This window comes from Streptomyces sp. NPDC037301 (assembly GCF_055602785.1).
The window spans coordinates 73280-98100 of record NZ_JBVJWD010000008.1 but is presented as its reverse complement, the minus strand read 5'-3'; the positions used below and the strand labels follow the sequence as shown (position 1 = coordinate 98100).

Below are 24821 nucleotides of genomic sequence, written 5' to 3'. Positions count from 1 at the left end.
GCGCGGCGAAACCGGGGGTGGAGCGTGGCCCACGGATACACCGCCTAGTTCCGCTGGTAGGCGGCGAGGAGGAAGAGCCAGATCTCGCTGACGGTCGGGAAGCAGGCGACCGCGTGCCGCAGTCGTTTGAGCGGGACCTCGCCGGCGACGGCAATGGTCGCGGAGTGCAGCAGTTCGCTGATTCCGTAGCCGACGAAGGTCACCCCGAGCAGGACCTCCCGGTCGAGGTCGACCACCATCCGGGCGTGGCCCTGGTAGCCGTCGGCGTAGAGGTTGGCGCCCTGCGCGGCGTTGAAGTCGAGGTCGACTACCTTGGTGCGGTGGCCGGCCCGGGCTGCTTCCTCGGCGGACAGGCCCACCGCGCCCGCCTCGGGGTCGGTGAAGAAGACCTGCGGCACGGCGTGCTGGTCGGCGGTGGTGGCGTGGTCGCCCCAGGGGGCGTCATCCAGCGGGAGGCCGGCGGCGCGTGCGCCGATTGCGTCGCCCGCTGTCCGGGCCTGGTACTTGCCCTGGTGAGTGAGGAGAGCGCGGTGGTTGACGTCGCCAAGGGCGTACAGCCAGTCGCCTTCGACGCCGCGGACCAGACAGGTTGTGTCCACGTCCAGCCAGGAGCCTGGGGTGAGGCCGACCGTGTCCAGGCCGATGTCGTCGGTGTGGGGGGCGCGGCCGGTGGCGAACATGACTTCGTCGGCCTCCAGCTCGCTGCCGTCGTCGAGGGTGAGGGTGACCGGTCCGGCGGGGTCGGGGCGACGCAGGGCGGTCACCTGCACTCCGATCCGCACGTCCACGCCCGCCTGAGTCAGGCCGCGTGCGATGAGCTCGCCCGCGAAGGGTTCCATCCGGGGCAGCAGGGGGCGGCGCGCGAGCAGGGTGACCTGGGAGCCGACGCCCTGCCAGAGGGTGGCCATTTCGACACCGACCCCGCCGCCACCGACGACGGCGAGCCGGGCGGGGACGGTGCTGGAGTCGGTGCCGTGCCGGTTCGTCCAGGGTCGAGCATCTTTGATGCCCAGGATGTCGGGCAGCGCCGGGCGGCTGCCGGTGGCGATGGCCACGGCGTGCCGGGCGGTGAGCGTCTGGCTTGCGCCGTCGTCCCGGGTGACCGTAACCCGGCGGGGGCCGTCGATCCGGCCTTGGCCACGGAAGAGATCGGCACCGATGGATCTGACCCACTTGGCCTGTCCGCTGTCGTCCCAGTCGGTGACGTAGTGGTTGCGGCGGGCGAAGACCCGGTCGGTGTCGAGCCGGCCGGTGACGGCCTGCCGGGCGCCGTCCACCCGCTGGGTGTCGGCGACGGCGACGACCGGCCGTAGCAGCGCCTTGCTGGGAACGCACGCCCAGTAGGAGCATTCACCGCCGACGAGCTCGCACTCCACGACGGCGACCGTGAGGCCGGCGGCACGGGCACGGTCGGCGACGTTCTGTCCGACCGGGCCTGCGCCCAGCACGACCACATCATATGTTCCATTTGTGCGGTTTTTCAGTGATTCATTCATTTCTCCATCGCATCACGATCAGCGGTCGATCGCTCAGCCATGGGTTGCGTTGCTTGACGACAGTCCTCCGTCCGCGCCGGCGGACAAGCTGCCCCAGTGGCCGGATGAGCTTTCGTTCCTGTCGCAACCGGCACACCTGGGCCTCGGCTCGGGGCGGCGTGCGGCACGGTGTTGCGTGGGGTCGGTCGGAACGGTCGTGCAGCTCGTCACCTTCGTCCCGCCACCGGCGGACCCATTGGTGGGCGGTGGCACGCGAGATGCCCGTCTCGGCAGCGCCATCACCGTGGAAGCAGCACCCGCCGTGAACGCCAGACTCGACCACGCGGTGGCCGCCCCGAATGCCCAGGACCGCCTTCTACGCCAACGACGGCGGCCCGGATTTCGCGTTGCCGGTCCGTTCCGGCTCAGCGCGCTGGGCGGGCATCCGCGCGGTCTCATCAGTGATGCGGGCCCGGCGGCAGCGCTCGCGGTCGTCCGTCCAGGAGGCGGGAAGACACAGCCGGCGGTCGATCAATGTCCGACGGCGCTGGGCGGCGTAGGCGAGAAGGACACCGACCTGGCAGTTCTCCGTCCGGCCCGCGGTTGTGGGACATCCCGGCGGGACACAGGCTGAGACGGCCTCAGGAGTCGCAGGTGGGCAGCGGAACCGGCCGGACGAGTTCTAGGCGTGCAGGGTGCCGTCCATGACCGTGACGGCGTTCCCTGTGAGGTGGACGCGGTCGCTGTGCACGGCAGTGTGGACCCGACCAGGACGCGCGGACGCCTGGAGGCCGGTGAGTTCGTCGCGGCCAAGGCGCCTCGACCAGTACGGGGCGAGCGCGGTGTGGGCGCTGCCCGTGACCGGGTCCTCGAGAATGCCGTCGGCCGGTGAGAAGAAGCGGGACACAAAGTCGTACTTCAGACCGGTCTCGGCCGCCGGGGCCGTGATGATGACGCCGCGCAGGCCCTTGCGGCGCGTCAGGGCGGCTACCGCGTCCAGGTCGGGAGTCACGGCCCGAACGGTGGCTTCGTCGGGCAGGACTGTCAGCAGATCGCCGAGCGCGCCGGTATGGAAGGTGGCTTCAGGCCTGACCGCCAGCGCCTCGGCCAGTCCTTCCGGTACGGGGACTTCGGCGCCGGGCGCGGCCGGAAAGTCCAGAGTGACGCTGCCTGATTCGTGGGCGTGGGTGACCAGGACGCCGCTTTGCCGACTGCTGAACCGCACGGTGCCCAGGAGACCCCGCTCCACGCGCAGGATGTGCGCCGTAGCCAATGTGGCATGGCCGCACAGATTTGGTCTCGACGAGCGGTGCGAACCAACGGATCGCCCAGTCGCGGCCTCGGACTCAACAGGCAGTACGACCCGTATCAATGCCAGGAGCATGGTCCGTGCATGCATCGCGGACCATGCATTCGTGTGCGGCGTCTACCAGTTCATCGGCGCGGCGGCCGAATGCCGTGCGGATCGGACCCCCGGTCGGCGACTGTCCTCCGGGGTTCGAGGAGACGCCTCAGTGTGCGGACTGACCGGAAATTCCAGCGCTCGCGTATACGCGGCTCGCAAACTCGGCAATCTGTTCGTCGCTCAGATTCTTCGCAAGATTGGCCTCCGTGATCATGCCGACCAGACGGTGGCCGCTCTGGACGTCGATCACCGGCAACCGCTTGATCTGATGTTCCTCCATGATCGTCAGGACATCGGTGGCGTCCGCTTCGGCATCGATCCAGTGCACCCTGGCATTGAGCGATCCGGCCTGCACTGTTGCCGGGTCGACGCCCTCGGCACAGCACTTGACGATGATGTCACGGTCGGTGATCAAGCCTGTGAGCTTGTTGTTGTCGCCGCAGATGGGCAGGCATCCGACGTCCAGATCGCGCATCATCTTCGCCACGTCGAACAGCGACTGGTGCGCCCCGACGCACTGCACGCCGCCGGACATGATGTCTCGCGCTCGCAGCTTCTCAGCCATGATTTCCTCCCGTTCTCGACAGCGTTTATGTCCTCCGCCATCGATCACAACACGAATGGCTCGTCACCGCTCCCCGGAAGCGTCAGCAAGACAGGGAAACCGAGGCCGGCCGCGATCGCGCACCGATCCAGGCGCTCGTCCAGTCCTTTTGGCGCCATCGACCGTGGCTCCTCGGCCCGCCGACCCCACGGCGCCGTCAACATGCGGAACGATGACTGCTATGGCGCCAGGTGACTGAATCCCACCTCGAAGCGCTCGACCGAGACAACCCGTTGACCTTCCCTCTTTGCGATTTCTTCGCGGAGCCGGGTTGTCCTTTCCTCGCTGGCCTGCATGGTCTGCTCGTCATCCCACAAGGTCAGCGATTTGGCCTTCCCGGAGGCTCGGTCGACGAGGTAGTACACGCCCCGGAAGCCGGGGACGTCCTGGACCTGTTCGAGAGTCTCGTCCCAGTTCGCGGTCAGGCCTCCCTGCGCAGGAACCGGTGATCCCTCATAGGTGCTCAGCCTCGCGAACATCGCTGCCACCCCTTCCTGCCCGGCTGCCGGTCGGGGGACAGGCAGCTTCACGATCAGAGTGCTCCGGTATGGCGCACGTCGCATGCCGAGCAGCTGTTCCGTCCATCCACCGGCCCGGTGGGGGCTGGTCTGCCCGGCCCCGGATGCGCGCCGGGCGGCCAACTGGTGAAGGCGGGACGCCACACTTCAGCCGCCTGCTCTGCGTGTGGCACCCAGGAGGGCCTTGTGTGGGCTGCCGGCTCCATGGACAGAACACCCAGGTCTTACGAACCTGGAACTGATGGCGCTGGTTGACATTGCGGTTGCCGGTCTGCAGGGTCCAGCCGCCGGACCCACCGTGGGGGTGGCGCGGGGGAGGATGCCCAGGAACCGGCGGTCACCTCGTCGGAGTCGAGCACGTCCTTGCCGTAGAGATCCTGCAGCCAGTTGGTCTGGTAAATGGTGTCGAGGTAGCGCTCGCCGAGGTCCGGGCCGATGGCCACTGCGGTGAGTTCGCGCGTGTCATGCCGGGCCAACCAGTCCGTGGCTCCGCTGACCACCGTGCCGGTGGAGCCGCCGAACAGGAATCCGCGCCTGGCCAGACGGTGGCAGGTACGGATGGTGTCCGCCTCCTCGATGTACATCACCTCGTCCACATAGGACTCGTCGAGCAGCGGCGGGCGCATGCTCATCCCCAGGCCGGGAATCATCCGGCGGCCCGGCGGACCGCCGAAGGACACCGAGCCGACGCTGTCCACCGCGATGATCCGCACCGGTCGGTGCCACTCCCGGAAGTAGCGCGCGCAGCCCATCAGGGTCCCGGTGGTGCCGGCCCCGACGAACAGCACGTCCAGCTGCGGGAACTGGCGGGCGATCTCCGGCGCCGTCTTGCGGTAGTGCGCCTTCCAGTTACTCGGATTGGTGTACTGGCTGAGCCACACGTACCGGTCGTCGGAGGCGCACAGCGCGCGGATGTAATCGATCCGCGCGCCGAGAAAGCCGCCGTTGGCCTCCTGATCGGCGATCACGTGCACCTGGCTGCCCAACGCCTCCATCATCAACCTGGTCGACAGGTTGCCGCGGGAGTCCGTCACACACAGGAACCGGTAGCCCTTGCTCGCCGCGATCATGCTCAGCGCCACGCCGAGGTTCCCGGACGAGGACTCGACCAGGATCGATTCCGGCGTCAGGACTCCATCCCGCTCGGCGGCCTCCACCATCTCGAGCGCGGCCTTCAACTTGATCGAGCCGGCGAAGTTGAAGCCCTCACACTTCAGGAAGAGCGAATGCCCGATTATCGACCGAAGGTCGACATAGAGCTCCTCTTCGTTGAAGGCGTAGGGAACGGATACGACGGGCACGATGGTCTCCTCTGTTGGAGCAGAGCGCTTTCGGAACGTCCATCCGACCGTGGGCGGGCTTCTCGCTCTGCGGGCGGAAACCTGTGCCCGATCGAGCCGGACGGGGCCCTGCGTCAGCGGCCGCTGTCTCGTGCGTCAGGGCCTGCTGAGACTTGAGTCGTGATCTCCTGGGATCAGTCGTGGGTAAGCCTCCTGGGTTCTCGGCCGGCTCATCCGTACCGGCTCAGTTCGTGGAAGAAGTCGTCGACGACGTGCAACTCTCCGCGGCGGACCACTTCGGCGTAGACGTACTTGCCCACCGCGAGATCGAGCACCCCGAGGCCGAAGGGCGAGAACACCACCGGCCGGTCCGCCGGCACCGTCACCCGCCCGGCCATCACGTCATCCAGCGTGCCGTGCAGGAAGTCCCGGTTGCCCGTGAGTTGCTCGGCCAGATGCGGCGAGGTGTCGGCCTTCAGACAGTGCTCGATGTCATCGACGACGTTGGTCGAGGCGAGCAGGATCTCCGGCGCGAGGTCGCGCAGCGAAACGTGCAGCACCAGCGGATTGTGTGCGAACCACGACAGGTCGCTGACATGCGGCTGACCGGCGACGGTGGCGAAGACCACGAGGTCGCTGTTGCGGATCAACTGCTCGGCGCTGTCGTGCACGGTGATCCGGCCGGCAGTGCCCGACTGCTCCAGGTAGCACCGGAAGCCTGCCGCGCTGTCGGCGGACAGGTCGTGCACGCCGATCTCGTCGAACGACCAGCCGGTGCCGGCCAGGAAGGTGTGGATGTAGCGGGCGATCAAGCCCACCCCGAAGAACCCGACACGCGTCGGTCGCGGCCGGTCGCGGCTGAGCCAGTCGGCCGCCGACGCCGCCGACGCGGCCGTCCTGGTGGCGCTGATGATCGAGCTTTCCAGACAGGCGAACGGGTAACCGGTGTCGTGGTCGTTGAGGATCAGCACGGCCGAGGCCCTCGGGATGCCGGCCGTCACGTTCTCCGGGAAGCTGGAGATCCACTTCAGGCCGTCCACGCGCACCTCCCCGCCGATCGAGGCGGGCAGCGCGATGATGCGGGAGGACGGGCGGTCGGGGAAACGCAGGAAGTACGACGGCGGGTTCACCGAATCACCGGCGCCGTGCACCCGGTAGGTGGCCTCTACCAACTCCACGATCCGTTTTTCGCATCCGTGCAGCGCGCGCTGGACCTGGGCACCGGAGATCACCGCGAACGGTGGCACGGTGATCGGCGCGGCCATCGCGGACTGTGTTGCGGTGGAACTGATGGTGGTCATCCTGCGGTCACCTCGATGGTTGGCGAGCAATCGGCCAGATGCACCGGGTCGGCCATGGCGACGAGCACTTCGCGCGGTCCCTCGAAGGGCTCCCTGCTGTGCGCGGTGCGGATGTTGTCGACGAGCATCAGGTCGCCGGCCTGCCACGGCTCGCGTGCGGTGTTGGCCTCGTAGACGCTGTTGAGCAGCTGCACGACGTCCTCGCCGATCGGGTCGCCGTTGCCGAAGCGGGTATTGAACGGCAGCCCGTCGGCGCCGTAGACGTCCACCAGGTACTCGCGCACCTCGGGGGCCATCGTCCACTCGTTGAGGAACGCAATCTGGTTGAACCAGCAGCGCCGACCGCTGACCGGGTGACGCACCACGGCGCTGCGGCGCTGTCTGGTGCGCAGTCCACCGTCGGGCTGCCACTCGAACGTGATCGCGTTCGCGCGGCAGTAACTTTCGACGGCACCACGGTCCTCGGTGCCGAACGCCTCGGCGATGGACGCCCCGATCTCTTCATTGTAGCTGCGGCTGAGCAGCCACCCCTCCCGCTCGAACCGCTCTGTCAACTCGGCGGGCAGCGCGTCGAGTACGGTCGGTGAGTCGGCCACCGCGGTCGCCCCGCCGTCGGTGGGCACGCTGAGGCAGGCGAACATCATCAGGCCGGGGAACTCAAGCGTGTAGCTCAGTTCGTGGTGCATGCACATCGGCTGGTTCGGCGGCCACTTCGACGAGGAGTACACGCCGTCGGAGTAGGTCCGTCGCGGCGCGAAGACCTCCTTCTCGGTCATCAGACCGGTGGCCAGCTTCGAGAAGACGGCGCCGGTCTCGGCCGCATCGTGCAGCCCGAGGCCGCGGACCAGGACCGAACCGTGCTCGGCGACGACAGCGCGCAGCGCGTCCCGGTGCTCGGCCGCCCAGCTCAGCGCGCCGCCGGCGGCACTGGCCCGCAGCAGCGGAGGTTTGCCGGGTTCCAGTTCCACGTCTTCCAGCGACGCCGTGGGCATGAACGACATCTCGATTTCCTTTCAGTTGCCACTCAGAAAGAAGCGAACAAGTCGGCGGCGCGCAGCACAGCTTGTGCCGCCTCGGTCGGACGGGTGTGCAGGAAATGGTGGCCGCCGTCGGCGAGCTCGTGCAGGTCGACCTGCTCGGCCAGGAGCTGCCAGTCGCGGTACCGGCGCGGGTACTCCGCTGTGCTCGGGTCGTCGGCGGCAACGACCACGGTGACCGGCGCGGACAGCTTCGACGCGGGCGGGCTGTCCAGGGCGTCGGCGAAATAGCGGTGTGCGGACACACAGTCGTGCCGGTAAGCGGTACCGACGTGCTCGGCGTGCTGCGCGTCCAGCTCAACGAGCTCTGTGTACCCGCCGTCCGCGCTCAGCTCCGCGGTGATCTCGGCGTTGCTCAGCCCGGTCAGCTCGGTGATGGTGGCGCGCCGGTAGGCGGCGTCACCGAGCAGCTGCGCGCCGAGGAACACCCGTTGGACGTCCACCCCGCGCTCCTGCAGCTTTCTGGCCGTCTCAACGGCCAACGCGGTGCCCGAGGAATGGCCCCACAGCAGGACGCTGGTCAGGCCGCGCCGGATGATCTCGACGACGACCTGCTCGACCACCTGTGTCATCGGCGCGATCGGCTCGCTCCCGGCGGCCACGTCGTGACCGGGCAGCTCGACGGCGTAGACCGCCGGCCCGCCGCCCGCCAGTGCCCTGGCCATCGGCTGGAAGTTCACCGCATTGCCACCGGCGTAGGGGAAGCACACCAGGGCAGCGGCCTGCGCACCGTCCGATTCCGACAGTGGCTGAAGCAGCCCGGAGTGCCGCTCGGACCTGCCGTCGACCGGTCCGGAGTGCCGCTCGGACCTGCCGTCGACCAGCCCGGCCAGATCGGCAAGGATCGGGTGACGGGTGACGTCCTTGAGGGACACCGCACGGTCCAGGGTGATCGCCAGCTTCACTGCCGACAGCGACGTGCCGCCCCGGTCGAAGAAGTGGTCCCGCCGTCCGATCTGGTTCTGGGGGATGCCGAGCACCTTCGCCCATGCGGCCGCCAACTGCTGTTCGGTCGGCGTATTCGGTGCGCGGTAGTCGCCCTGGACGACGTCGAGTTCTTCGGCGAGCGCCCGCAGAGTCTTCCTGTCGATCTTGCTGTTGGCCGTCAGCGGCAGACTTTCCTGCCAGTGGAAGGCCGACGGGACCATGTACTCGGGCAGCGACTCACCGAGCCGGTCCAGCAGGACGTCGACCTCGAGTGGCTGCAGACCGGAGTAGAACGCCACCAGGTGTTTGCTCTGGTCGGTCCGCTCGGTGACCACTACTGCACCGTCGCGAACACCGGGCACCCGCAACAGGGTGTTCTCGATCTCGCCGATCTCGATCCGGAAGCCACGAATCTTTACCTGGGTGTCCCGGCGTCCGAGGAACTCCAGCTTGCCCTCGGGCTGCCAGCGACCGTAGTCGCCGCCCCGGTAGAGCCGGGCGCCCTCACGGTGCGGATCGGTCAGGTAGGCCTGCCGGGTGCGCTCGGGGTCGTTGACGTATCCGCGGCCGACGCAGACGCCGGAGAAGACGATCAGACCGGGGGCGCCGAGCGGCACCGGGGCCAGATGCTCGTCGACGACGTAGACGTGCACGTTGTTGACCGCAGGACCCAGCAGGACCCGGTCTCCGTCGGGCATACGGTCCATGACCTCGTGGTTGGTGTCGTCCGAGGTCTCCGTCAGCCCGTAGGCGTTGACCAGCTTGATCCCGGGCTGTGCGGCGAACCAGCGCTGTGTGAGCTCCTTCTTCAGTGCCTCTCCGGTCACCGACACGAACCGCAGGTCCGGCAGCTCGCGGGGGCGCTGCTGCAGACAGGACACGACGACGTCCAGGTAGGAGGGTACGACCTGGAGGACGGCGACCCGGCCGTCAATGATCTTGTCGATGAACCGCTGGACGTCCAGGATCACCTCCTGCTCCACCAGCAGGGTCCGCCCCCCGACGAGGAGCCCGGACACCAGTTGCCACAGCGAGATGTCGAAGCACTGGGGTGCGGTCTGGGCGACCACCTGTCCCTCGCCGATCTCCAGGTCATCGATCTTGGCGTAGAGGTGGTTGAGCATGCCCGCGTGCTCGCACATCGCGCCCTTGGGCTCACCTGTGGAGCCGGAGGTGAAATAGATGTAGGCGAGCTGGTCCGGTGCGACGCGGAGGCCCAGATCACCGTCGGCATGGTCCTCCTCGTAGGCTGCGCCGACGAATAGCTTCTGGACCCCGGACAGTGAGTCGAGGGCCTGGTCGAGCGTGGAGGTGCTGCCGGGTTCGGTCAGCACGAGCCCGCATGCGGCACGGGAGAGCATGGCCGCGAGGCGATCGGCCGGGAAATTCGGCTCGATGGGCAGGTACACGCCGCCGGCCTTGAAGACCGCGAGGACGGCGGCCATCCAGTCCAGGTTGCGCTCCGTCACCACCGCGACCACACCCTCGGGGCGCAGCCCCCGCGCCAGCAGGGCTCGTCCCAACCGGTTGGCACGCGCGTTGAGTTCCCGATAGGTCAGGTGCCGTTCCCCATGCACCGCCGCGATGGCGTCCGGGTGTGCCGCCACCCGCTGCTCGAACAGCTCGTGGAACCGGCGGTCCGGCAGCTTCCGGCGCGGACCGGCTAGCCCTTCGAGCTGAAAGCGGGTTTCCTCGGCGGAGAGCAGGCTCTGCCGCCCGTGCTCGGCCTCGGGATCGGCGGCGATCAGCGCGAGCGCGGTGAGGTGGTAACCGGCGATCCTGACGGCGCAGTCCGCGTCGAGTGCGTCGGTCCGGTACCGCAGGCGCAGCACGAGGCGGCCTTCGCGTTGTGAAAATCCCACCCACAGCACGGTGTTGACGGCGAGTTCTCCGCCCAGGCCGTGCGGATCGAACACGGTCTCGATCGGCGATTCGGCCAAGCCCAGCTCGCGCCTGAGGTCATCGGCCGGAAAGTCCTTGTGCAACAGCAGATCTGACGCGACTCGATGGGTGTACAGCAACAGCGTCCGCCACGAGTCGGGTTCGGTCGTCAGTCGGCAGGGCAGCAGCGGTCCGCCCTTCACAGCGACGTAGCCGGTCGCGACCTCGTGCTCGCCGGACAGCGCGGCGAGCACCTTGGCGTGCGCGGCGAGGAGCACCGAGTCGAGCGGCACCGCCAGGTCCTCGGCCAACCGGCCCAATGCCGCCACGACGTCGTCCGGGACCGTCGCCTCGTGTTCGCCGACGCCCGGCACCGGATTGAGCGTCCACCGCGGGATTGCGGTGGATCCACCGGCGACGAGCACAGCGCGCCAGAACTCCCGGTCGGCCTGCACTTGCATTTCCATCTGGTCGTCCCTCTCCATTCACCGTCGCGACTGTGCTGTCCAGCGCCGACAAGCGCGGCGCTGCTACCTCTTCCGCGTCAGTGCCTCGGGCTGATAAGGGGCATCTCGCGTTTCCGTGGCGGGGTTTCCTCCCCAGCGTGCGTGCTGTGGGACTTCCTCGCCCTTCATGAGAAAGGAGTCGGGGGCGAGCACCGCGCCGTCGCCCATCGTCACGCCGTAATGGACGTGGGATCCCACACCGAGGGTGCAGCCGGCGCCGAGGGTGCTGCGATCGGACTTGAAGGTGCCGTCCTCCTGCGAGTGGCACTGGATCTTGCTTCCCGCATTGAGCGTGCAGTCGTCCCCGATGGTGGTGAGCGTCCGCTCCGTCAGATAGCAGCCGTCGTCGAAGACCCTGCTGCCGAGCCGAACACCCAGCATCCGCCAGATCACATTCTTGAAAGGGGTGCCGTTGAAGACGTTGAGGTACGTGTCAGGCACCTTCCAGAGGCGCTCGTGCCACCAGAAGTACGGGTCGTAGATGGAACACAACTGTGGTCGCAGCGCACGGAATGCCGCGATGCCGCGCTCCACCAGTACGAAGTAGACGGCGGTGAATCCAAGGCTGAACACCAGGAACGCGGCGATCAGCACGTGCCCGTAAGTTCCGTACAGATCGACGTTCGCCAGGCCGAGCACCGTGAGCACGAAGAAGTGCAGCCACCGCACGAGCAGGAAGAAGACCATCGAGCGGATGTTGTAGCGGTTCTTTGCGGCGAGGCTGCGGCGCAACTCGTCGCCGTTCCGGAGATGGTCGAACCGGGAGTCGCGCTCGACCGACCGGGGAATCTCGAAGCACGGCGAGCCGAGCAGGCCCACGCCCTCGCGTACCTCGCCGTCGAGCGGAACCATCACCTTCGTCGCGAGGAGGCAGTTCTCGCCCGTCCTGGCCCCTGAGGGAAAGGCGATGTTGTTCCCGATGAAGTTGTGTGGCCCGATCGAGGCCCGGGACACCCGGAAGGACGTGCTCGAGAAGTCGGCATTGACGATGGAGAGCCCGTCGGCGACCATCGTTCCGCTGCCGACAGAGCACAGATACGGGGTCTCGTGCTGCACTTCCGTGCCGAAGTTCGACCCGGTCTGCTCGACCCGGGACAAGTCGTATCCGAGGCCGCGCAAATAGTGGACGATGTAGGAGCTGTCACCGAACAGCCATTTGAAGAACTTGATGTTGGTCATGCGCCCGATCCCCCGGTGTGCCGAGTAGTGAAACCCGTACAGCGGATAGACCTTGTCCGGCTCGACGAACAGGTTCAGCAGGCGCGGAACGCTGAACAGTAGGCCCAGGCCCACGACGACGAAGCCGAAGAACAGAACGAAGGAAAGGATCAGCGCGTCGACGTAGAGGTCCGGAGATGTGAACCCCCCCGTGCCCGGGCCCAGCCGGTTGTGCAGCGCCGGAACCAGGGTGAACAGCATGTACGCGCCCCCGACAACCAGTGGCACGTAGAGGAAGAACAGCTGAAGCACGGTGATGAGGCCGAAGCCGGCCCGGCGCAGCGTGCCGCACTTGGCCGGCCCGATCGTCACGTAGTCGTGCTCCGTGAGCTGGGCCGGGGATCCGTGCCAGTGCTGGCCGTCCGGGATCACCTGCCCGCTGTACAGCGTCGACGTGTGGCCGAGTTGCGCCCCGTCGCCCATCGACGTGTCGATGTCGAGCACGGTCTTCTCGCCGATGAAAACGTCCCGGCCAAGGGTGACCCGGCCGGTCTGGATACGGCCGGCGTGTGCCCGGTAGCAGGGGAAGAACGAGTCTTTGCGGATCACCGTGCCGGCGCCGATCGTGAGCAGGTCGGGGCAGACCGGAACGTTGTGGGAGAGGATCGTGACTTCCTTGCCGATCCGTGCGCCCAGGGCTCGCAGGTACAGCACGTACAGGGGATTGCCGACGAAGAAGATCATCGGGTTGGCGTGGATCAGCACCTTGACGGTCCAGAAGCGCAGATACGTCAGGCCCCAGACCGGGAACTCGCGGGATTTCCACCGGCCGACGAGGAGCCATTTGGCCACGATCGGGAAGGTGCACATACCGACGAAGGCGATGCCGCCGAAGACGAACGACCGCAGGTAGATATCGATCACATCCGAGCCGGCGGAGACCCATGCATAGCCTCGGTCGGCGACAAGTCCGGCGAGGAACGAATATCCCAGGAAAAGCAGGAACTGCAGCGTTCCGCAGAGGGCGTACTGCACCGTTCCGGCCGGAGTCACCACCTCGGTCGGCGCCGGGACCGACGACTCGACAGGGATGGGCGCGGCATCCGCGAGCCCCGTCGCCAGGCTTCGGATCGTCGGGTGCCGGTAGATATCCTTCATCGACGCCGATGGGAGGTCCGGCCGCTTCCTGACCCGTGCGCAGAAATGGGCCATCACCAACGAGTTGGCGCCGAGATCATCGAAGAAGTTGCTGTCGACAGACACTCGTTCGACGCACATGACGTCAGCCAGCACCTTGGCGAGGTCTGTCTCGATGCCGGTCTTCGGGCCGGTGTCCCTGGGCATGTCGATCGCAGATTCATCCGGCCCGGACATCAAGACCTCGACGGATTTCTCCTCCATGCGGGCTCCTTGAGGCGAACATTCGAGTGCCGTCGGCCATTACGGTCGGCGCCCCGTACTCGCGTTTTTTCGATGGCCGGAGCGAGTGGTCCGGAAGGCACGAGGCCGGGATCGGTTGTCCCATTCCCAAACCGTCGCCTTAGTCTCAACTGTCCACCTTCGGGCTGCCACCCGAACATCCCCCAAAAGAGGGGTGACCGGCTCGCAGGGGCGCGTGGATGTGGACAAGGCGGTCGGGATCGATGCTGAATGCGCCCTCCCTCTCCGGACGGGCGCCGCCTTGTGGACGGGCGTGACCGTCCGGGGCAGCGATCGGCCCGTACCGCCGCGTCGTACGGAGACGATTTCGGCTGTGATGGAGAACGTGGTGTCCTGCGCGGTGACGGTGCCCAGGTCGAGGCCGATCGGGTGATGCAGGGAGGCGAGCAGGCTCGCGTTACTTTGGTGAGGGTGGCGCGGGCATCGCGATTGGCAGGCGTGCCCTCGGGCACCCGATCCGGGATGGGGTATCCCCTGCTCGAACGGAGTTGAGAGCTTGGGGAAGGACGGCACCGCCCCACGACGACCGGAGTGATCGTCGTGGGCATCGGACCGTCCAGGCCGACCGTGGTGTCCGAGGGCGTGACGAAACCCGCTGCCCCGTCACGGAGCGTGCACACGATGCGCGTGACCGAACGGGGACACACCAGGGAACGCGGGCGACCAGCGCATCCAGAACCGTTCGGGATGCGCGCAGTGCCGGGCAGTGGGTCCAAGACTCACTCCTGCTCACTGATTAGGAACGGTTGCCTCCTCAGCAGTGGGCAGCGGCTGACGGCCCGGTCACGCCTCGGCGGCCACGTCGTGGAAGAGATGCCGGCCGAAGGAGCCGCCGCCCTCCACCACATGGACGGTGACCGCCTTCTGGGGCAGTCCCAGGCGGGTGCGATCTCGCGCTGGGCCACGACGGGCACCTTCAGGCTCGCCCAGATCTCGGCGCGGTCGGCGCGGACGTCGGCCATCGCGTTGTCGGGCTCCAGCGGGCTGTTGCTGGCGAACGCGAAGGTGAACTCGGCGTCGAATTTCTTGGTGAGCAGGGGCGGTACGAGCATGGGCAGGGCGGCCGCCTTGATCCTGCGCAGTACGGTGTCGTCCGATTCCCCGTCCACGGTGCCCGGCCCCCAGGTCACCTCCAGGGCCCGCAGCACGTCGATGCACTGGCCGAACGTCTCCCCGCGGACGGCTACGCCGTGCTCGACGGCCGCGACATCGGTGATGCCCGGCATCCGCGCGACGACATCGGCGTTGTGGACGGTCTCGACCGTCCCGTTGATCGTCGGCGGCCGGCGCACCATGGTCGGTTTGGCGTCGGGGACTTGGTGGTCCATGCCGACTTCTTGCGGCCGGTGACGATGGCGAGTGCGTCGATACGGTTCTGGGGCGTGCCCAGAACCGTGAACTCGTCGGGCGACTTGAGAGGTGCGGCGGCCGCCAGGACCTTCGTGCCGGCCGCGGCTTCGGCGAGCGATCCGTACGTCGCGCTGTGCGTCGACCCGTATCGGATCACGCCGTCCTCAGTGGTGAGTTCGGACGACTCGACGCCCCATTGAGAAGCAGCAGTCGATATCAGCCGTTGCCGGGCGACTGCCGCCGCGGTGCGTACGGGAAAGTACATACTGCGCATCGAGTTGGAGCCGCCGGTGAGCTGGTTCATCATCAACTCGGGCCGGGCGTTCGCGAGAGCGACCCGAACCCTGTTCAGCGGAAGGTCCAGCTCCTCGGCGATCATCATGGCGATCGCGGTGGTCATGCCCTGGCCCACCTCTGCCCGGGGCACCGCGACGAGGCGGTGCCGTCCGTGTGCACCTGGACCGTGATCAGGCCTGAAGTGGGCGCGGCCGCCAGGTTCTGCAGATCGCCGAGGTCGAATAGGTCCTCGGGCTGCGGCAGCGACGGCACGGCCGCCTCGGCCTCCTGCCCGTCGAGCGCGTCGGCGCCGAAGCGTACGCCGACGGCAAGGGCCGGGGCGGCAAGGAGGTAGGCGAGCACTCTGCGGCGGCCGGGGCCTTCGGGTGCTGATCGCGAGTGCTGGGGCGAGCGGCTCTGTTCTGCCGTATGAGGTCCTTCCAGGAGCCCGAACGGGGAGACGAGTGGGACCCGTTCCGCGTCTGTCACGGGGCACAGAGGTGGGCCATGGTCACGCTGAGCTACGTCGAGCGGGCGTGGCTGTGTGTGTCGCACAACCGGACGGCGGTCAGCATTGTTTCACCTGATGGGGCTGGCACCGAGCGGTCTCAACGGGCACAGGGCGAGAGAGAGTTCCACATGGTCGCCACAGTTCGTGATGTCGTGTCCGTTGACGGTGTGGATCCTGCGAAGGCGGCTGAGGGCGGTGTTGCGGTGACGGAACAGCAACTCGGCCGTTCGGACGACGGATCCGGCATGGCGCCCGATCTCTTTCGCCGAACGTTTCGACGGACACCGGACAAGGAACAAATGGGTGTCCTACGTCAGTTGTCCAGCAGCCATCATGAAGGAGTGCATACATGACGATCTCACTCGGTCTCGGTCTCCCGCAGATGAAGCAGTACGATATCGGCCACGATGTGGCCACCGTGGCACGCGCGGCGGAAGAGACCGGATACGCGAGCCTTTGGGTCTTCGAGCGTGTCCTGTTTCCTGAGCCCGCCACTCAGGGGCTGTACGGCGTACCGGGGCTGCCGTGGCCGGACCAGTACCGCAGTGTCGCCGACCCACTCGTCACGCTCGCGCTGGCTGCCGCGGCCACCGGCACGGCCCGGCTCGGCACCAGCGTCCTGGTCGCGCCTTTGCATGTGCCGTTCCAACTGGCCCGTTCGCTCGCCTCGCTGGACGTCGCGAGCGGTGGGCGAGTGATCGCGGGCCTCGGCACGGGATGGTCTCTGGACGAGTATGCAGCTGCCTCCGTCGCGCCCTTCGAGAGGCGTGGTGCGGTCCTGGACGAGCTGCTGGACGTGTGTGCGGCCGTCTGGGGCCCGGACCCTGTCTCCTACGAGGGCGAGCTGACCACCATCGCGCCGTCCGAGGTCGGCCCCAAGCCGGTGCGCCCCATTCCGGTCTACCTGCCCGCGAACAGCCCGCGCGCCACCCGCCGTGTGGTCGACCGGGCGGACGGCTGGATGCCCGTGGCCATGGGCGCCGCTCGGCTGGCCGAGGAGTGGCAGCGGGTACAGGACGTGGCGGCCGAGCGTGGTCGGGAGCGTCCGGTCGGTGTCTGCGCCCGTGCCAATGCGCGGTACAGCGCCAAGCCGTTCGAGGGTGCGGGCCGACAGCCCTTCCACGGGAGCGTGGCGCAGATCGTCGAAGACCTGGTGGCACACGCCGAAACGGGCGTACCGGAGTTCCTGCTGGATCTGCAGGGCGCGACGCGCGACGCCGCGGAGCTGATCGACGTGGCGGCCGAGGTGTACGAGGCAGCGCGAGCCGCGGGCGTCTGACGGTCGCGCGATGGTGTCCGGGCCCGCTGCCCGGCGCGGACGGACTGCGGAGACCGCCGCCGGCCTGTTGAGGTGTCCAAGTCGTGAGCCGGCGCCGGTCGCAACCGTCGCTCGGAGGGGTGCTGGGACGGATGCGTTCGTCCCAGCACCCCTCCTGCCCGCACGGCCTGTCCGCATCCCGCTCAGCCGGGCATCGTCCAATGCCGTTCGGACGACTGTCCCGCGGCGCGGATCAGCAGTTTCGCGCCGTCCGTGGCGCCGCCCTGGGCCTGAAGGCGCAGCCCGGACTTGACGTTCTGCAACGTGCCGCCCGGCACGGCGGCCCAGGACTGGGCCAGGGCGTCGTTGTGCTGGTCGAGGCAGGGCCGGCGTGCCCGCGGCCGGGCCAAGTGATCGGGCCCCGCGGAAAGCGACCGACGCGTTGCGTCAAGGCCCCGCCCGGGGGGCCCGGCCGGGGCCCTCCGGACCGATTCTTGAGCACTCGGCTCACTTCCGTTCCACCAGCCGCGCGGTCACGGACAGTGCCATGCGCAGCGCACTGTCCCGGTCCGCCCCGTGCTGGCCGAGGACGACGCGCGTACTCAACCCGTCGAGCAGGGCCATGAGTTCGTAAGCACGCGCCTCCGTATCCAGGCCCGCTGCGAAGCGGCCCTGCCGCACGCCCTTGGCGAGGAGTGATTCGTCCACGTCGAGTGCTTCGACTTCGACGACACACCTCGCTTCGCCGCACTGGGCGTGGGCGTGCATGCAGCCCCGTCACAGCGCCCCGGAGGTCGCGGGACCCGGCAAGGACTGGGCAGAGAACATCGGCGCCGGCCGCCGGCACAAGGCATGGCCCCTGCGCAGCCTGCACACGGCCGGGGCGGTGCTGGCGCTCTCCAGCGACTGGAACGTGGCCGAGACGGACCCGGTGATCGGCATCTACAACGCCGTCACCCGGCGCCCCCTGGGCGGCGGTGAGCCCTGGATGCCGCAGGAGACGATCAGCGTGGAGGCCGCGGTCCACGGATACACGATGGGCTCGGCATACGCCAACTTCCTTGAACACGAACGAGGTTCGCTGACGGTCGGCAAGGCCGCCGACTTCGTGGTCCTCTCCCGCGACATCCTGCGCGGGGCACCGGAGGACATCCCCGGCACCGTGGCGGAGACCGTCGTGGTCGCAGGCCTCGTCGAGCACGGCGGCTGAACACCGATGACGCCGGACCAGCGCTCGGCGTGGTTCCGCGGTCGGCGAGCTGCGCGCCACCGTCGGGATTGAGACCTTGTTCAATCCGGATCGGAGTCCGCCGCCGGGGCGTCCACCGGGCCAAGCATCCGAAGCAGCGCCGCGTTCTGATGGTCCTCGACCGGTTCAGGCAGTCGTGGGAGCTGGCTGGAGGGCGGATCGAGCAAGGAGAGTCGCCGCGCCAGGCGGCCGTACGCGAGCTGCAGGAGGAAACCGGACAGGTGCCGGACGGAAAACTGCGGTTCGTCGGCTACGCCGGCTTCACGCCGGCGCCTGACCGGCGTGCCGAATACGGTGCGCTGTTCGCCGGCTGCAGCGCCGGTGTTCTCGATTTCCAGCAGAACGAGGAGATCGTGGACATTCGTTGGTGGGATCTCCGGGAAGCCCTGCCCGGGCGAGTTCAGCCTCTGGATGCCCACCTTGCTCGGCTCACGTGGGATCCGGCCTTCAGCCGGCCCACACCGTGAAAGCCGAACAGAGCCGGCTCAGGCGTCGTTGACGGACCGGACCGGTGGGACCGGAGTGACTGCATCCACGCCCTGCGACGTGGACGGGGTGGGTGCGATCGTTTCGTCCTGCAGAAGTCGCGGCGAGCACGGCACCGGCCGAGGTGATGACGCACCGGTGCCGGCCAGGCCCGCCAGGACGCCACGGGCATGGCCGAGCCGCTCGCTCTCCTCACGTACGCGATCCATCAGGACGATGTGGTAGCCGATGCCCAGAGGATCAGTCGGAGCGAGCGACTTCCGCTCAACGCCTCGCCGTCAAGCGGCATCCGTCAGGTCACGATGGATGATGCGGGCTGCTTCTTCGACTGTGCCGACGCCATAGTCCATCGTGCGATTGCCGGTCGAGAGCACAGCCATGCCGTAGTCGTGACCACCGCCGGTGAAGGCGCCCACGCTGTTCACCCGCCATCCGCCGGAGGTGCGCGGCAGCCAGCCATTCTTGACATGCACGGATGTCGTAGCGGGTGATCCGGCGGGCACCCCCCACCTCTGGCCGGGGGTGACGTGATTCATCAGACCGAGAGCGTAGCTGCGCGAGGAGGGGGTAAGCACCGCATTCTCCGTTGTCAGCAGTTGCATGAGCCGGAGCTGGTCGCCGGCGGTGATCTGGGTGAGGCCCCAGCTTTTACCTGCAGCGGGAACGGTGTGCCGCATCTGTGCCAGAGCCAGGAACTTCTTGAAGCCGGCGGCACCGATCTGGTGCCAGAGGGTGGAGGTCGAGTCGTTGTCCGACTCGGTGATCATGGCAGTGGCCAGCTCCTCCTCCCGCGGAGTCAGTTTCCGGTGTGCCTCCTCGGCCTGCCGCAGCAGTGCTCCGAGCACCGAAACCTTCACCACGCTGGCGGAGTCGAAATACGTGTCGGCCTTGAGCTCACAGGTGGTTTCGGTGATCCGGTCGTACAGGGCCAGCGACCATGTGCCCTGTCGCCCGTTGAGAGCCCCGGCTATGTCGTGGGACAGCTCGGAGGCCAGTCCTGGCTTCTTCGAGGTACAGACGACCTTCGAACCACCCGCCGTGGCGCCGGCGGTGCCGGCCGACGCCGGGGTTGCCAAGGCGAATACGGTGAGCAATGAGCTTGCCGCCAGGGCAGTGGCCAGACCGCGCCGCGAGCAGGTCAATATGTGTGATCCATGCATGAAGGCTGTGTCCTGTCTCGCTGTGTGCCGTAGGTCATCTCGCCGGACCTCGCACGACCGGCTGAGAGTCGGGCTCCCGCCGCGTTTGCTCACAACCGCTCGGCGAAGTGGGCCGCAGCAGGTGGCCGCCCTGGCATCTGTTCGGGCCGCGGAGAATCGATGAATGGGAATCGGGGCTCAGCGATACCGGATCGGATCCCAATTCATAGGCCACGGCGACCATACGTGGCCCCAAATCGGGGATCTTGAATATTTGGTGCGAAATGTCCGGTATGGGAACTTTGTCGATATGTGATGTTCGCCAAATCGGCAGCCCCTGAAGCGGCGCCATCGAACGCCGAGGTGGCAGGGCGGCCCACGTCCTGCCCGGGGATGCGCGGGTGCGCCGACGGGGCGCACCTTGCTGCTCGGCCCGCTCCGGGGCCATCCGGTCCCGCGACCGGCCGGCTCTTCGCCGATCCCGCCGGGTGGCTCCTGCCGGAGATCCCCGACTCGCTGTTCCGTAGGTCCGGAGTCTGTTCCGGCCCGGCGCATCCCGCGCCTGGGCACCGTTCCGGCGGAGGCTGTGGTGATGGCTGCCGTTACCGCGCAGTGGACCGGGGAACCCGATCGCGACATCCCGCTCGGGTGGCACCGATTGAATGATCAAAGTGGCGGGGGGTTAGCATATGAGCGCCGCCTAGCTCGAAAGATAAGCCTGTGACTGTCAATGACGACTCGTTCACCAACTGGAAGAACCGCGAGGAGATCGCGGAGTCGATGATCCCCATCATCGGGAAGCTGCACCGGGAGCGGGACGTCACAGTCCTGCTTCACAGCCGCTCCTTGGTGAACAAGTCGGTGGTCAGCATTCTCAAGACCCATCGATTCGCCCGGCAGATCGCCGGCGAGGAGCTCTCGGTCACCGAGACGCTGCCGTTCCTGCAGGCTCTTGCCACGCTCGATCTCGGCCCTTCCCAGATCGACATCGGCATGCTCGCCGCGACGTACAAGACCGACGGCCGCGGTCTCTCGGTGACGGAGTTCACCGCCGAGGCCGTCGTCGGCGCCACGGGTGCCGACAAGATCGAGCGCCGCGAGCCGCGCGATGTCGTGCTCTACGGGTTCGGCCGCATCGGCCGCCTTGTCGCCCGCCTGCTCATCGAGAAGGCCGGCTCGGGCAACGGCCTGCGCCTGCGCGCCATCGTCGTCCGCGGGGGCGGCGGCCGGGCCGACGGGGATCTCGTCAAGCGCGCCTCGCTGCTGCGCCGCGACTCCATCCACGGCCAGTTCCAGGGCACGATCACCGTCGACGAGGCGAACAGCACGATCATCGCCAACGGCAACGAGATCAAGGTGATCTACGCCAACGACCCGTCGGAGGTCGACTACACGGCGTACGGCATCAAGGGCGCCATCCTCATCGACAACACCGGCAAGTGGCGCGACCGCGAGGGCCTGTCCAAGCACCTGCGCCCCGGCATCGACAAGGTCGTCCTGACCGCACCGGGCAAGGGCGACGTCCCGAACATCGTGCACGGCGTCAACCACGACACGATCAAGCCGGATGAGCAGATACTGTCCTGCGCGTCCTGCACCACCAACGCGATCGTCCCGCCGCTGAAGGCGATGGCGGACGAGTACGGCGTCCTGCGCGGCCACGTGGAGACCGTCCACTCGTTCACCAACGACCAGAACCTGCTGGACAATTACCACAGCTCCGACCGCCGCGGCCGCTCGGCGCCGCTCAATATGGTCATCACCGAGACCGGTGCCGCCTCCGCCGTCGCCAAGGCGCTGCCCGACCTCGAGGCGCCGATCACCGGCAGCTCGATCCGCGTCCCGGTGCCGGACGTCTCGATCGCGATCCTCAGCCTGCGGCTCGGGCGCGAGACCACCCGCGAGGAGGTTCTCGACTACCTCCGCAACGTGTCACTGACCTCGCCGCTCAAGCGCCAGATCGACTTCACAACTGCCCCCGACGCGGTGTCGAGCGACTTCATCGGCTCGCGCCACGCCTCGATCGTCGACGCCGGCGCCACCAAGGTCGACGGCGACAACGCGATCCTCTACCTGTGGTACGACAACGAGTTCGGCTACTCCTGCCAGGTCATCCGCGTCGTCCAGCACGTCTCCGGGGTGGAGTACCCGACCTACCCGGCCCCGGCGGTCTGATCTCGGCAGACTGTCCGATCCGGCGTCCCGGCAGGCGGGGGGGGGGGGGGGGGGGGGGGGGGGGGGGGGGGGGGGTCGGGCCCCCCCCCCCCCCCCCCCCCCCCCCCCCCCCCCCCCCCCGCCGCCCGCCACCGGCAGCGCCAAGCCTGGGCAGCTCACTCCGGATACGGGTCGTAGCAGTCCAGTGCGGGGTGGTAAAGCACCTGCCAGGTGTCCTCCTCGACAACCCCGGTTCTGTCCAGACCGTGGCACCCCTGAATCCAGATGATCTTCTTCGACGTGGCTGAGCCGAAGACCCCGTCGACCGCGATCTTCGGAACGCCGCCCCACACATTGCTCAGACACTGCGCCTGCTTTACGGACGGACCGGTGTTCACGTACGTGAGCGCGGGACGATCGGTGGAGGACGTGTAGGAGCATGTCTCCTCAGCGGCGGCCGCATCGTGCGTCGTCGTCGCCAAAGCCCCGGCGGTCAGCAGTGCTGTGCCGAGGGCCGCACACTTGCGACGGATCATGTCGGGTACTCCTCTCCGTATGGGCATCTGCGCCTCCATCAAGCATGGGGGCGCAAGCGTCGTCCCGCGCATTCGGACCACCGCGCCCGCGCGAGGTGCACCGGCCGGTCCGGAGGCCGGTCAGCCGGTGCGCGGACGACCGCTTGGTAGGGCCAGGAGCCTTCGGGGCGGTGTGGCCGGGGTGCCCAGCCGGGCGGCGCCGACCGTGGCCCTCGGGTAGGCAGACGTCGGCGGGGGAGGGGGCGGGAGGCATCGCAGCTCGGAGCGGCCACTGCCGCCGTGCTGCTCACATGCCACGGCTTTCAGCGTGTGGCGGTGCCCTGACCTGGGAGGCAGGCGTGTGAGGGACCGTGTCACACCCCGGAACGCCGCTCCCCGGCACAGCGCGGTCTGCCGGGGAGCGGGTGTGGACAGCAGGCAGGATGGTCGTTGAAGATCCTCTTCCTTTCGCGGGAGTTCCCCAGGTCTGTCCCTGCCACCCCGGCCCGGCAACTTGCCGGCGACGTGCCGGGGCAGCGACCCGCCGGCTGCGGCCGTGCTCGGCCTCTTCGTGATCACGCTCGTCGCCCTCGTGGTCGACGTCGCGCTGCCTTCGATCAGGGACGACCTCGGCGGCGGCATCTCCGTGCTGCAGTGACCGGACCGGGCAGATCGCCGCGGTCCTGGCGATGGGCGGCCTGACGTACGGAAATGCTGGACTCGATGCACCGTGCTCGGTCTCGAACTCGCCCTGGAATGAGCCGCCCAGCAGGCCTCGCGGCGGCGCACGCATGGACGCCCTCCGGCGCGAGCCGGCGAGGAGCCGCCACCGTACAGCTGCTGTCTCTGTCAGGTCTCCGTGTCCTCCGCGCCGCGCTCACCCTCCGCCTGGGACGGCTGGGTTCGCGTCGTGGCGGGGTGCCGCTCCTCGGCCGGATTCATGTCCTCTTCCAGCCGCTCGCCCTCGGCCTGCGACGGCGTCGGGTACTCGTCGTTCTCGCTCATGGCCGCCTCCACAGTCGGAACGAATGCATACAAAATGAGCGTAACGCTTCGTCCAGTCGGGCAGCATGTTCACGACGCGTCAGCGGGCGCTCCGCGCTCAGCCCCCAGCACGTGGCGAAGAGCTCACCGGGCCCGACCGCACCTGGCCGACTCGTCAGCCGCCCGTCGACGGGGCACTGTGGAGACGTGGGCCTCAGTGGACGTTTTGCGGGTCTGCGGGAGTCATGGCGGCCGAGCCATGCCCTGCTCGCGATTCCCGTTGTGCTCATCATCGTGATCACAGTCGTGGACATCTTCGTGCCGGAGGACGTTCATCTGGGACCACTGCTGGTCATCGCGCCCGCGATCACTGCCTCATTCGCCGGCCCTCTGCTGACCGGAGTGATCGGGCTCCTCGCCGTGGCGGCCCAGGCATACATAGGCCTGCAGCTCGGCGTGCCGTCCTCCCGGAACTCGGTGGTGCAGATCGCCGCCCTCGCTGGGCTCTCGGCCCTGATCGTGTTCTTCTGCGTGGTACGCGAGCGGCGCAGACGGGAGCTCGCCCAGGTGCGGTCGGTGGCCGAAGCCGCGCAGCACGTTCTGCTGTGGCCGCTCCCGGACCGTATCGGCCCGCTGCGGATCGCCTGCTTGTACCTGGCTGCCGAGGACGAGGCCCAGATCGGCGGTGACCTGTACGCAACCACCCGCATCGAAGGCGGAACCCGGGTGCTGATCGGCGACGTGAGAGGCAAGGGCCTGGCCGCCATCGGAGAAGCCGCCCTTCTGCTCGGCGCCTTCCGCGAGGCCGCCCACCAGCACACCGGCCTGCCCGCACTGGCCGCGGCCCTCGAACAGAGCGTCTCCCGCTACCAGGCCGACTTCGAGCCGGAAGAGGAGGCCGGGGAACGCTTCGCCACCGCCCTGCTGCTGGAGATTCCCGACCGGGGCCAAATCAGCAGCATGACCAGCTGTGGACACCCTGCACCGCTGCTGCTGAGCCCAGGGCACGCCGTCACAGTCCCGAGTCTGCACCCCGCGCCCCCGCTGGGGGTGGGCGGCACTGGTCCGACGGGTTACGCGCTTGACGTGTTCACCTTTGAGGAAGGAGACACGCTCCTCCTCTACACCGACGGCGTCATCGAAGCACGCGACCGAGGCGGAGACTTCTACCCGTTCGCGGAACGGGCCGCCCGGTGGGCAGAGAGCTCCCCGGAGGCACTCCTGCACCACCTGCGAGGCGACCTCCTCGCCCATGCCGGCGGACATCTGGGCGACGACGCCGCTTTCGTCGCGATCCACCGCACTCCCATCCCCCATTCCGGACGGCACCACGGAGATCGCCCACCCTGACGGCTTTTGCCGCGGGG

23 protein-coding genes and 2 pseudogenes are annotated in these 24821 nt (G+C 68.1%); 6 read left to right on the top strand and 19 right to left on the bottom strand.

Annotated elements, in window-relative coordinates:
- Window positions 1-44: 44 nt before the first annotated feature.
- From ACZ7IB_RS15725 to ACZ7IB_RS15665, 13 genes and pseudogenes are all read right to left on the bottom strand, one after another.
- Entirely contained in the window at window positions 45-1496 is a 1452-nt protein-coding gene (locus ACZ7IB_RS15725) for a dihydrolipoyl dehydrogenase family protein (RefSeq protein ID WP_470913019.1), read from the bottom strand.
- Complete coding sequence (locus ACZ7IB_RS15720; RefSeq protein ID WP_470913018.1) at window positions 1489-1818, bottom strand: helix-turn-helix domain-containing protein; 330 nt, start codon at window positions 1816-1818, stop codon at window positions 1489-1491. Before ACZ7IB_RS15720 ends, ACZ7IB_RS15725 begins: the two co-directional genes overlap by 8 nt.
- A gap of 111 nt (window positions 1819-1929) precedes the next feature.
- Window positions 1930-2079, bottom strand: a pseudogene (locus ACZ7IB_RS15715) (transposase); the annotation flags it as partial.
- A 78-nt stretch (window positions 2080-2157) separates the two neighbouring features.
- Window positions 2158-2748 (bottom strand): PhzF family phenazine biosynthesis protein, encoded by a 591-nt coding sequence (locus tag ACZ7IB_RS15710; protein WP_470913017.1) that lies wholly within the window; start codon window positions 2746-2748, stop codon window positions 2158-2160.
- A 238-nt stretch (window positions 2749-2986) separates the two neighbouring features.
- Window positions 2987-3445 carry a CBS domain-containing protein gene (locus ACZ7IB_RS15705; protein WP_470913016.1) on the bottom strand — a complete coding sequence of 153 codons (459 nt, stop codon included), beginning with the start codon at window positions 3443-3445 and terminating at the stop codon, window positions 2987-2989.
- A gap of 218 nt (window positions 3446-3663) precedes the next feature.
- Window positions 3664-3963 carry a hypothetical protein gene (locus tag ACZ7IB_RS15700; RefSeq protein ID WP_470913015.1) on the bottom strand — a complete coding sequence of 100 codons (300 nt, stop codon included), beginning with the start codon at window positions 3961-3963 and terminating at the stop codon, window positions 3664-3666.
- Window positions 3964-4226: 263 nt separating this feature from the next.
- Window positions 4227-5303 carry a 2,3-diaminopropionate biosynthesis protein SbnA gene (sbnA, locus tag ACZ7IB_RS15695; protein ID WP_470913014.1) on the bottom strand — a complete coding sequence of 359 codons (1077 nt, stop codon included), beginning with the start codon at window positions 5301-5303 and terminating at the stop codon, window positions 4227-4229.
- A 209-nt stretch (window positions 5304-5512) separates the two neighbouring features.
- Window positions 5513-6583: a 2,3-diaminopropionate biosynthesis protein SbnB gene (gene sbnB / locus ACZ7IB_RS15690; protein ID WP_470913013.1), complete on the bottom strand. Its 1071-nt coding sequence runs from the start codon at window positions 6581-6583 to the stop codon at window positions 5513-5515.
- A complete protein-coding gene (locus ACZ7IB_RS15685) occupies window positions 6580-7575 on the bottom strand; it encodes a TauD/TfdA family dioxygenase (RefSeq protein ID WP_470913175.1) in 996 nt (331 codons plus the stop codon). Before ACZ7IB_RS15685 ends, sbnB begins: the two co-directional genes overlap by 4 nt.
- Window positions 7576-7607: 32 nt before the next feature.
- Window positions 7608-10895, bottom strand: coding sequence for a non-ribosomal peptide synthetase (locus tag ACZ7IB_RS15680; RefSeq protein WP_470913012.1), 3288 nt, complete (start codon window positions 10893-10895; stop codon window positions 7608-7610).
- A gap of 63 nt (window positions 10896-10958) precedes the next feature.
- A complete protein-coding gene (locus ACZ7IB_RS15675) occupies window positions 10959-13493 on the bottom strand; it encodes a Pls/PosA family non-ribosomal peptide synthetase (protein WP_470913011.1) in 2535 nt (844 codons plus the stop codon).
- 1222 nt (window positions 13494-14715) lie between these two features.
- The gene (locus ACZ7IB_RS15670; RefSeq protein ID WP_470913010.1) at window positions 14716-15282 is read right to left on the bottom strand and encodes a molybdopterin cofactor-binding domain-containing protein; all 567 of its coding nucleotides are present in this window, start codon (window positions 15280-15282) and stop codon (window positions 14716-14718) included.
- Window positions 15279-15647, bottom strand: a complete 369-nt coding sequence (locus tag ACZ7IB_RS15665; RefSeq protein ID WP_470913009.1) for a hypothetical protein — start codon at window positions 15645-15647, stop codon at window positions 15279-15281. The genes ACZ7IB_RS15670 and ACZ7IB_RS15665 overlap by 4 nt, the downstream gene beginning before the upstream one ends.
- Window positions 15648-15665: 18 nt before the next feature.
- Between ACZ7IB_RS15665 and ACZ7IB_RS15660 the strand changes: the two genes are divergently transcribed.
- The gene (locus ACZ7IB_RS15660; protein ID WP_470913008.1) at window positions 15666-16022 is read left to right on the top strand and encodes a hypothetical protein; all 357 of its coding nucleotides are present in this window, start codon (window positions 15666-15668) and stop codon (window positions 16020-16022) included.
- Entirely contained in the window at window positions 16019-16948 is a 930-nt protein-coding gene (locus ACZ7IB_RS15655; protein ID WP_470913007.1) for a TIGR03619 family F420-dependent LLM class oxidoreductase, read from the top strand. The genes ACZ7IB_RS15660 and ACZ7IB_RS15655 overlap by 4 nt, the downstream gene beginning before the upstream one ends.
- A 182-nt stretch (window positions 16949-17130) precedes the next feature.
- Here ACZ7IB_RS15655 and ACZ7IB_RS15650 read toward each other — a convergent pair whose 3' ends face one another.
- Window positions 17131-17337: a hypothetical protein gene (locus ACZ7IB_RS15650; protein WP_470913006.1), complete on the bottom strand. Its 207-nt coding sequence runs from the start codon at window positions 17335-17337 to the stop codon at window positions 17131-17133.
- 97 nt (window positions 17338-17434) lie between these two features.
- Window positions 17435-17695, bottom strand: coding sequence for a TetR family transcriptional regulator C-terminal domain-containing protein (locus ACZ7IB_RS15645; RefSeq protein ID WP_470913005.1), 261 nt, complete (start codon window positions 17693-17695; stop codon window positions 17435-17437).
- On the opposite strand from ACZ7IB_RS15645, the gene ACZ7IB_RS15640 reads away from it, so the two are divergent.
- Both ACZ7IB_RS15640 and ACZ7IB_RS15635 read left to right on the top strand, forming a co-directional pair.
- Window positions 17694-18137 carry an amidohydrolase family protein gene (locus ACZ7IB_RS15640; RefSeq protein WP_470913004.1) on the top strand — a complete coding sequence of 148 codons (444 nt, stop codon included), beginning with the start codon at window positions 17694-17696 and terminating at the stop codon, window positions 18135-18137. The two genes, ACZ7IB_RS15645 and ACZ7IB_RS15640, sit on opposite strands and share 2 nt — an antisense overlap.
- Before the next feature lie 149 nt (window positions 18138-18286).
- Window positions 18287-18643, top strand: coding sequence for an NUDIX hydrolase (locus tag ACZ7IB_RS15635; RefSeq protein ID WP_470913003.1), 357 nt, complete (start codon window positions 18287-18289; stop codon window positions 18641-18643).
- Window positions 18644-18752: 109 nt separating this feature from the next.
- Here the strand turns inward: ACZ7IB_RS15635 and ACZ7IB_RS15630 are convergent.
- Both ACZ7IB_RS15630 and ACZ7IB_RS15625 read right to left on the bottom strand, forming a co-directional pair.
- A pseudogene (locus tag ACZ7IB_RS15630) lies at window positions 18753-18898 on the bottom strand (MMPL family transporter); the annotation flags it as partial.
- 42 nt (window positions 18899-18940) lie between these two features.
- Window positions 18941-19738 carry a serine hydrolase gene (locus ACZ7IB_RS15625; RefSeq protein WP_470913002.1) on the bottom strand — a complete coding sequence of 266 codons (798 nt, stop codon included), beginning with the start codon at window positions 19736-19738 and terminating at the stop codon, window positions 18941-18943.
- Window positions 19739-20521: 783 nt separating this feature from the next.
- Here ACZ7IB_RS15625 and ACZ7IB_RS15620 point away from each other — a divergent pair.
- The gene (locus ACZ7IB_RS15620; RefSeq protein WP_470913001.1) at window positions 20522-21976 is read left to right on the top strand and encodes a glyceraldehyde-3-phosphate dehydrogenase; all 1455 of its coding nucleotides are present in this window, start codon (window positions 20522-20524) and stop codon (window positions 21974-21976) included.
- Between the two features lie 155 nt (window positions 21977-22131).
- Here ACZ7IB_RS15620 and ACZ7IB_RS15615 read toward each other — a convergent pair whose 3' ends face one another.
- Window positions 22132-22491 carry a peptidoglycan-binding domain-containing protein gene (locus ACZ7IB_RS15615; protein ID WP_470913000.1) on the bottom strand — a complete coding sequence of 120 codons (360 nt, stop codon included), beginning with the start codon at window positions 22489-22491 and terminating at the stop codon, window positions 22132-22134.
- Window positions 22492-23319: 828 nt separating this feature from the next.
- Entirely contained in the window at window positions 23320-23475 is a 156-nt protein-coding gene (locus tag ACZ7IB_RS15610; protein WP_470912999.1) for a hypothetical protein, read from the bottom strand.
- Between the two features lie 213 nt (window positions 23476-23688).
- Here ACZ7IB_RS15610 and ACZ7IB_RS15605 point away from each other — a divergent pair, with 213 nt between their 5' ends.
- Complete coding sequence (locus ACZ7IB_RS15605; protein WP_470913174.1) at window positions 23689-24804, top strand: PP2C family protein-serine/threonine phosphatase; 1116 nt, start codon at window positions 23689-23691, stop codon at window positions 24802-24804.
- The last annotated feature ends 17 nt before the right edge of the window (window positions 24805-24821 follow it).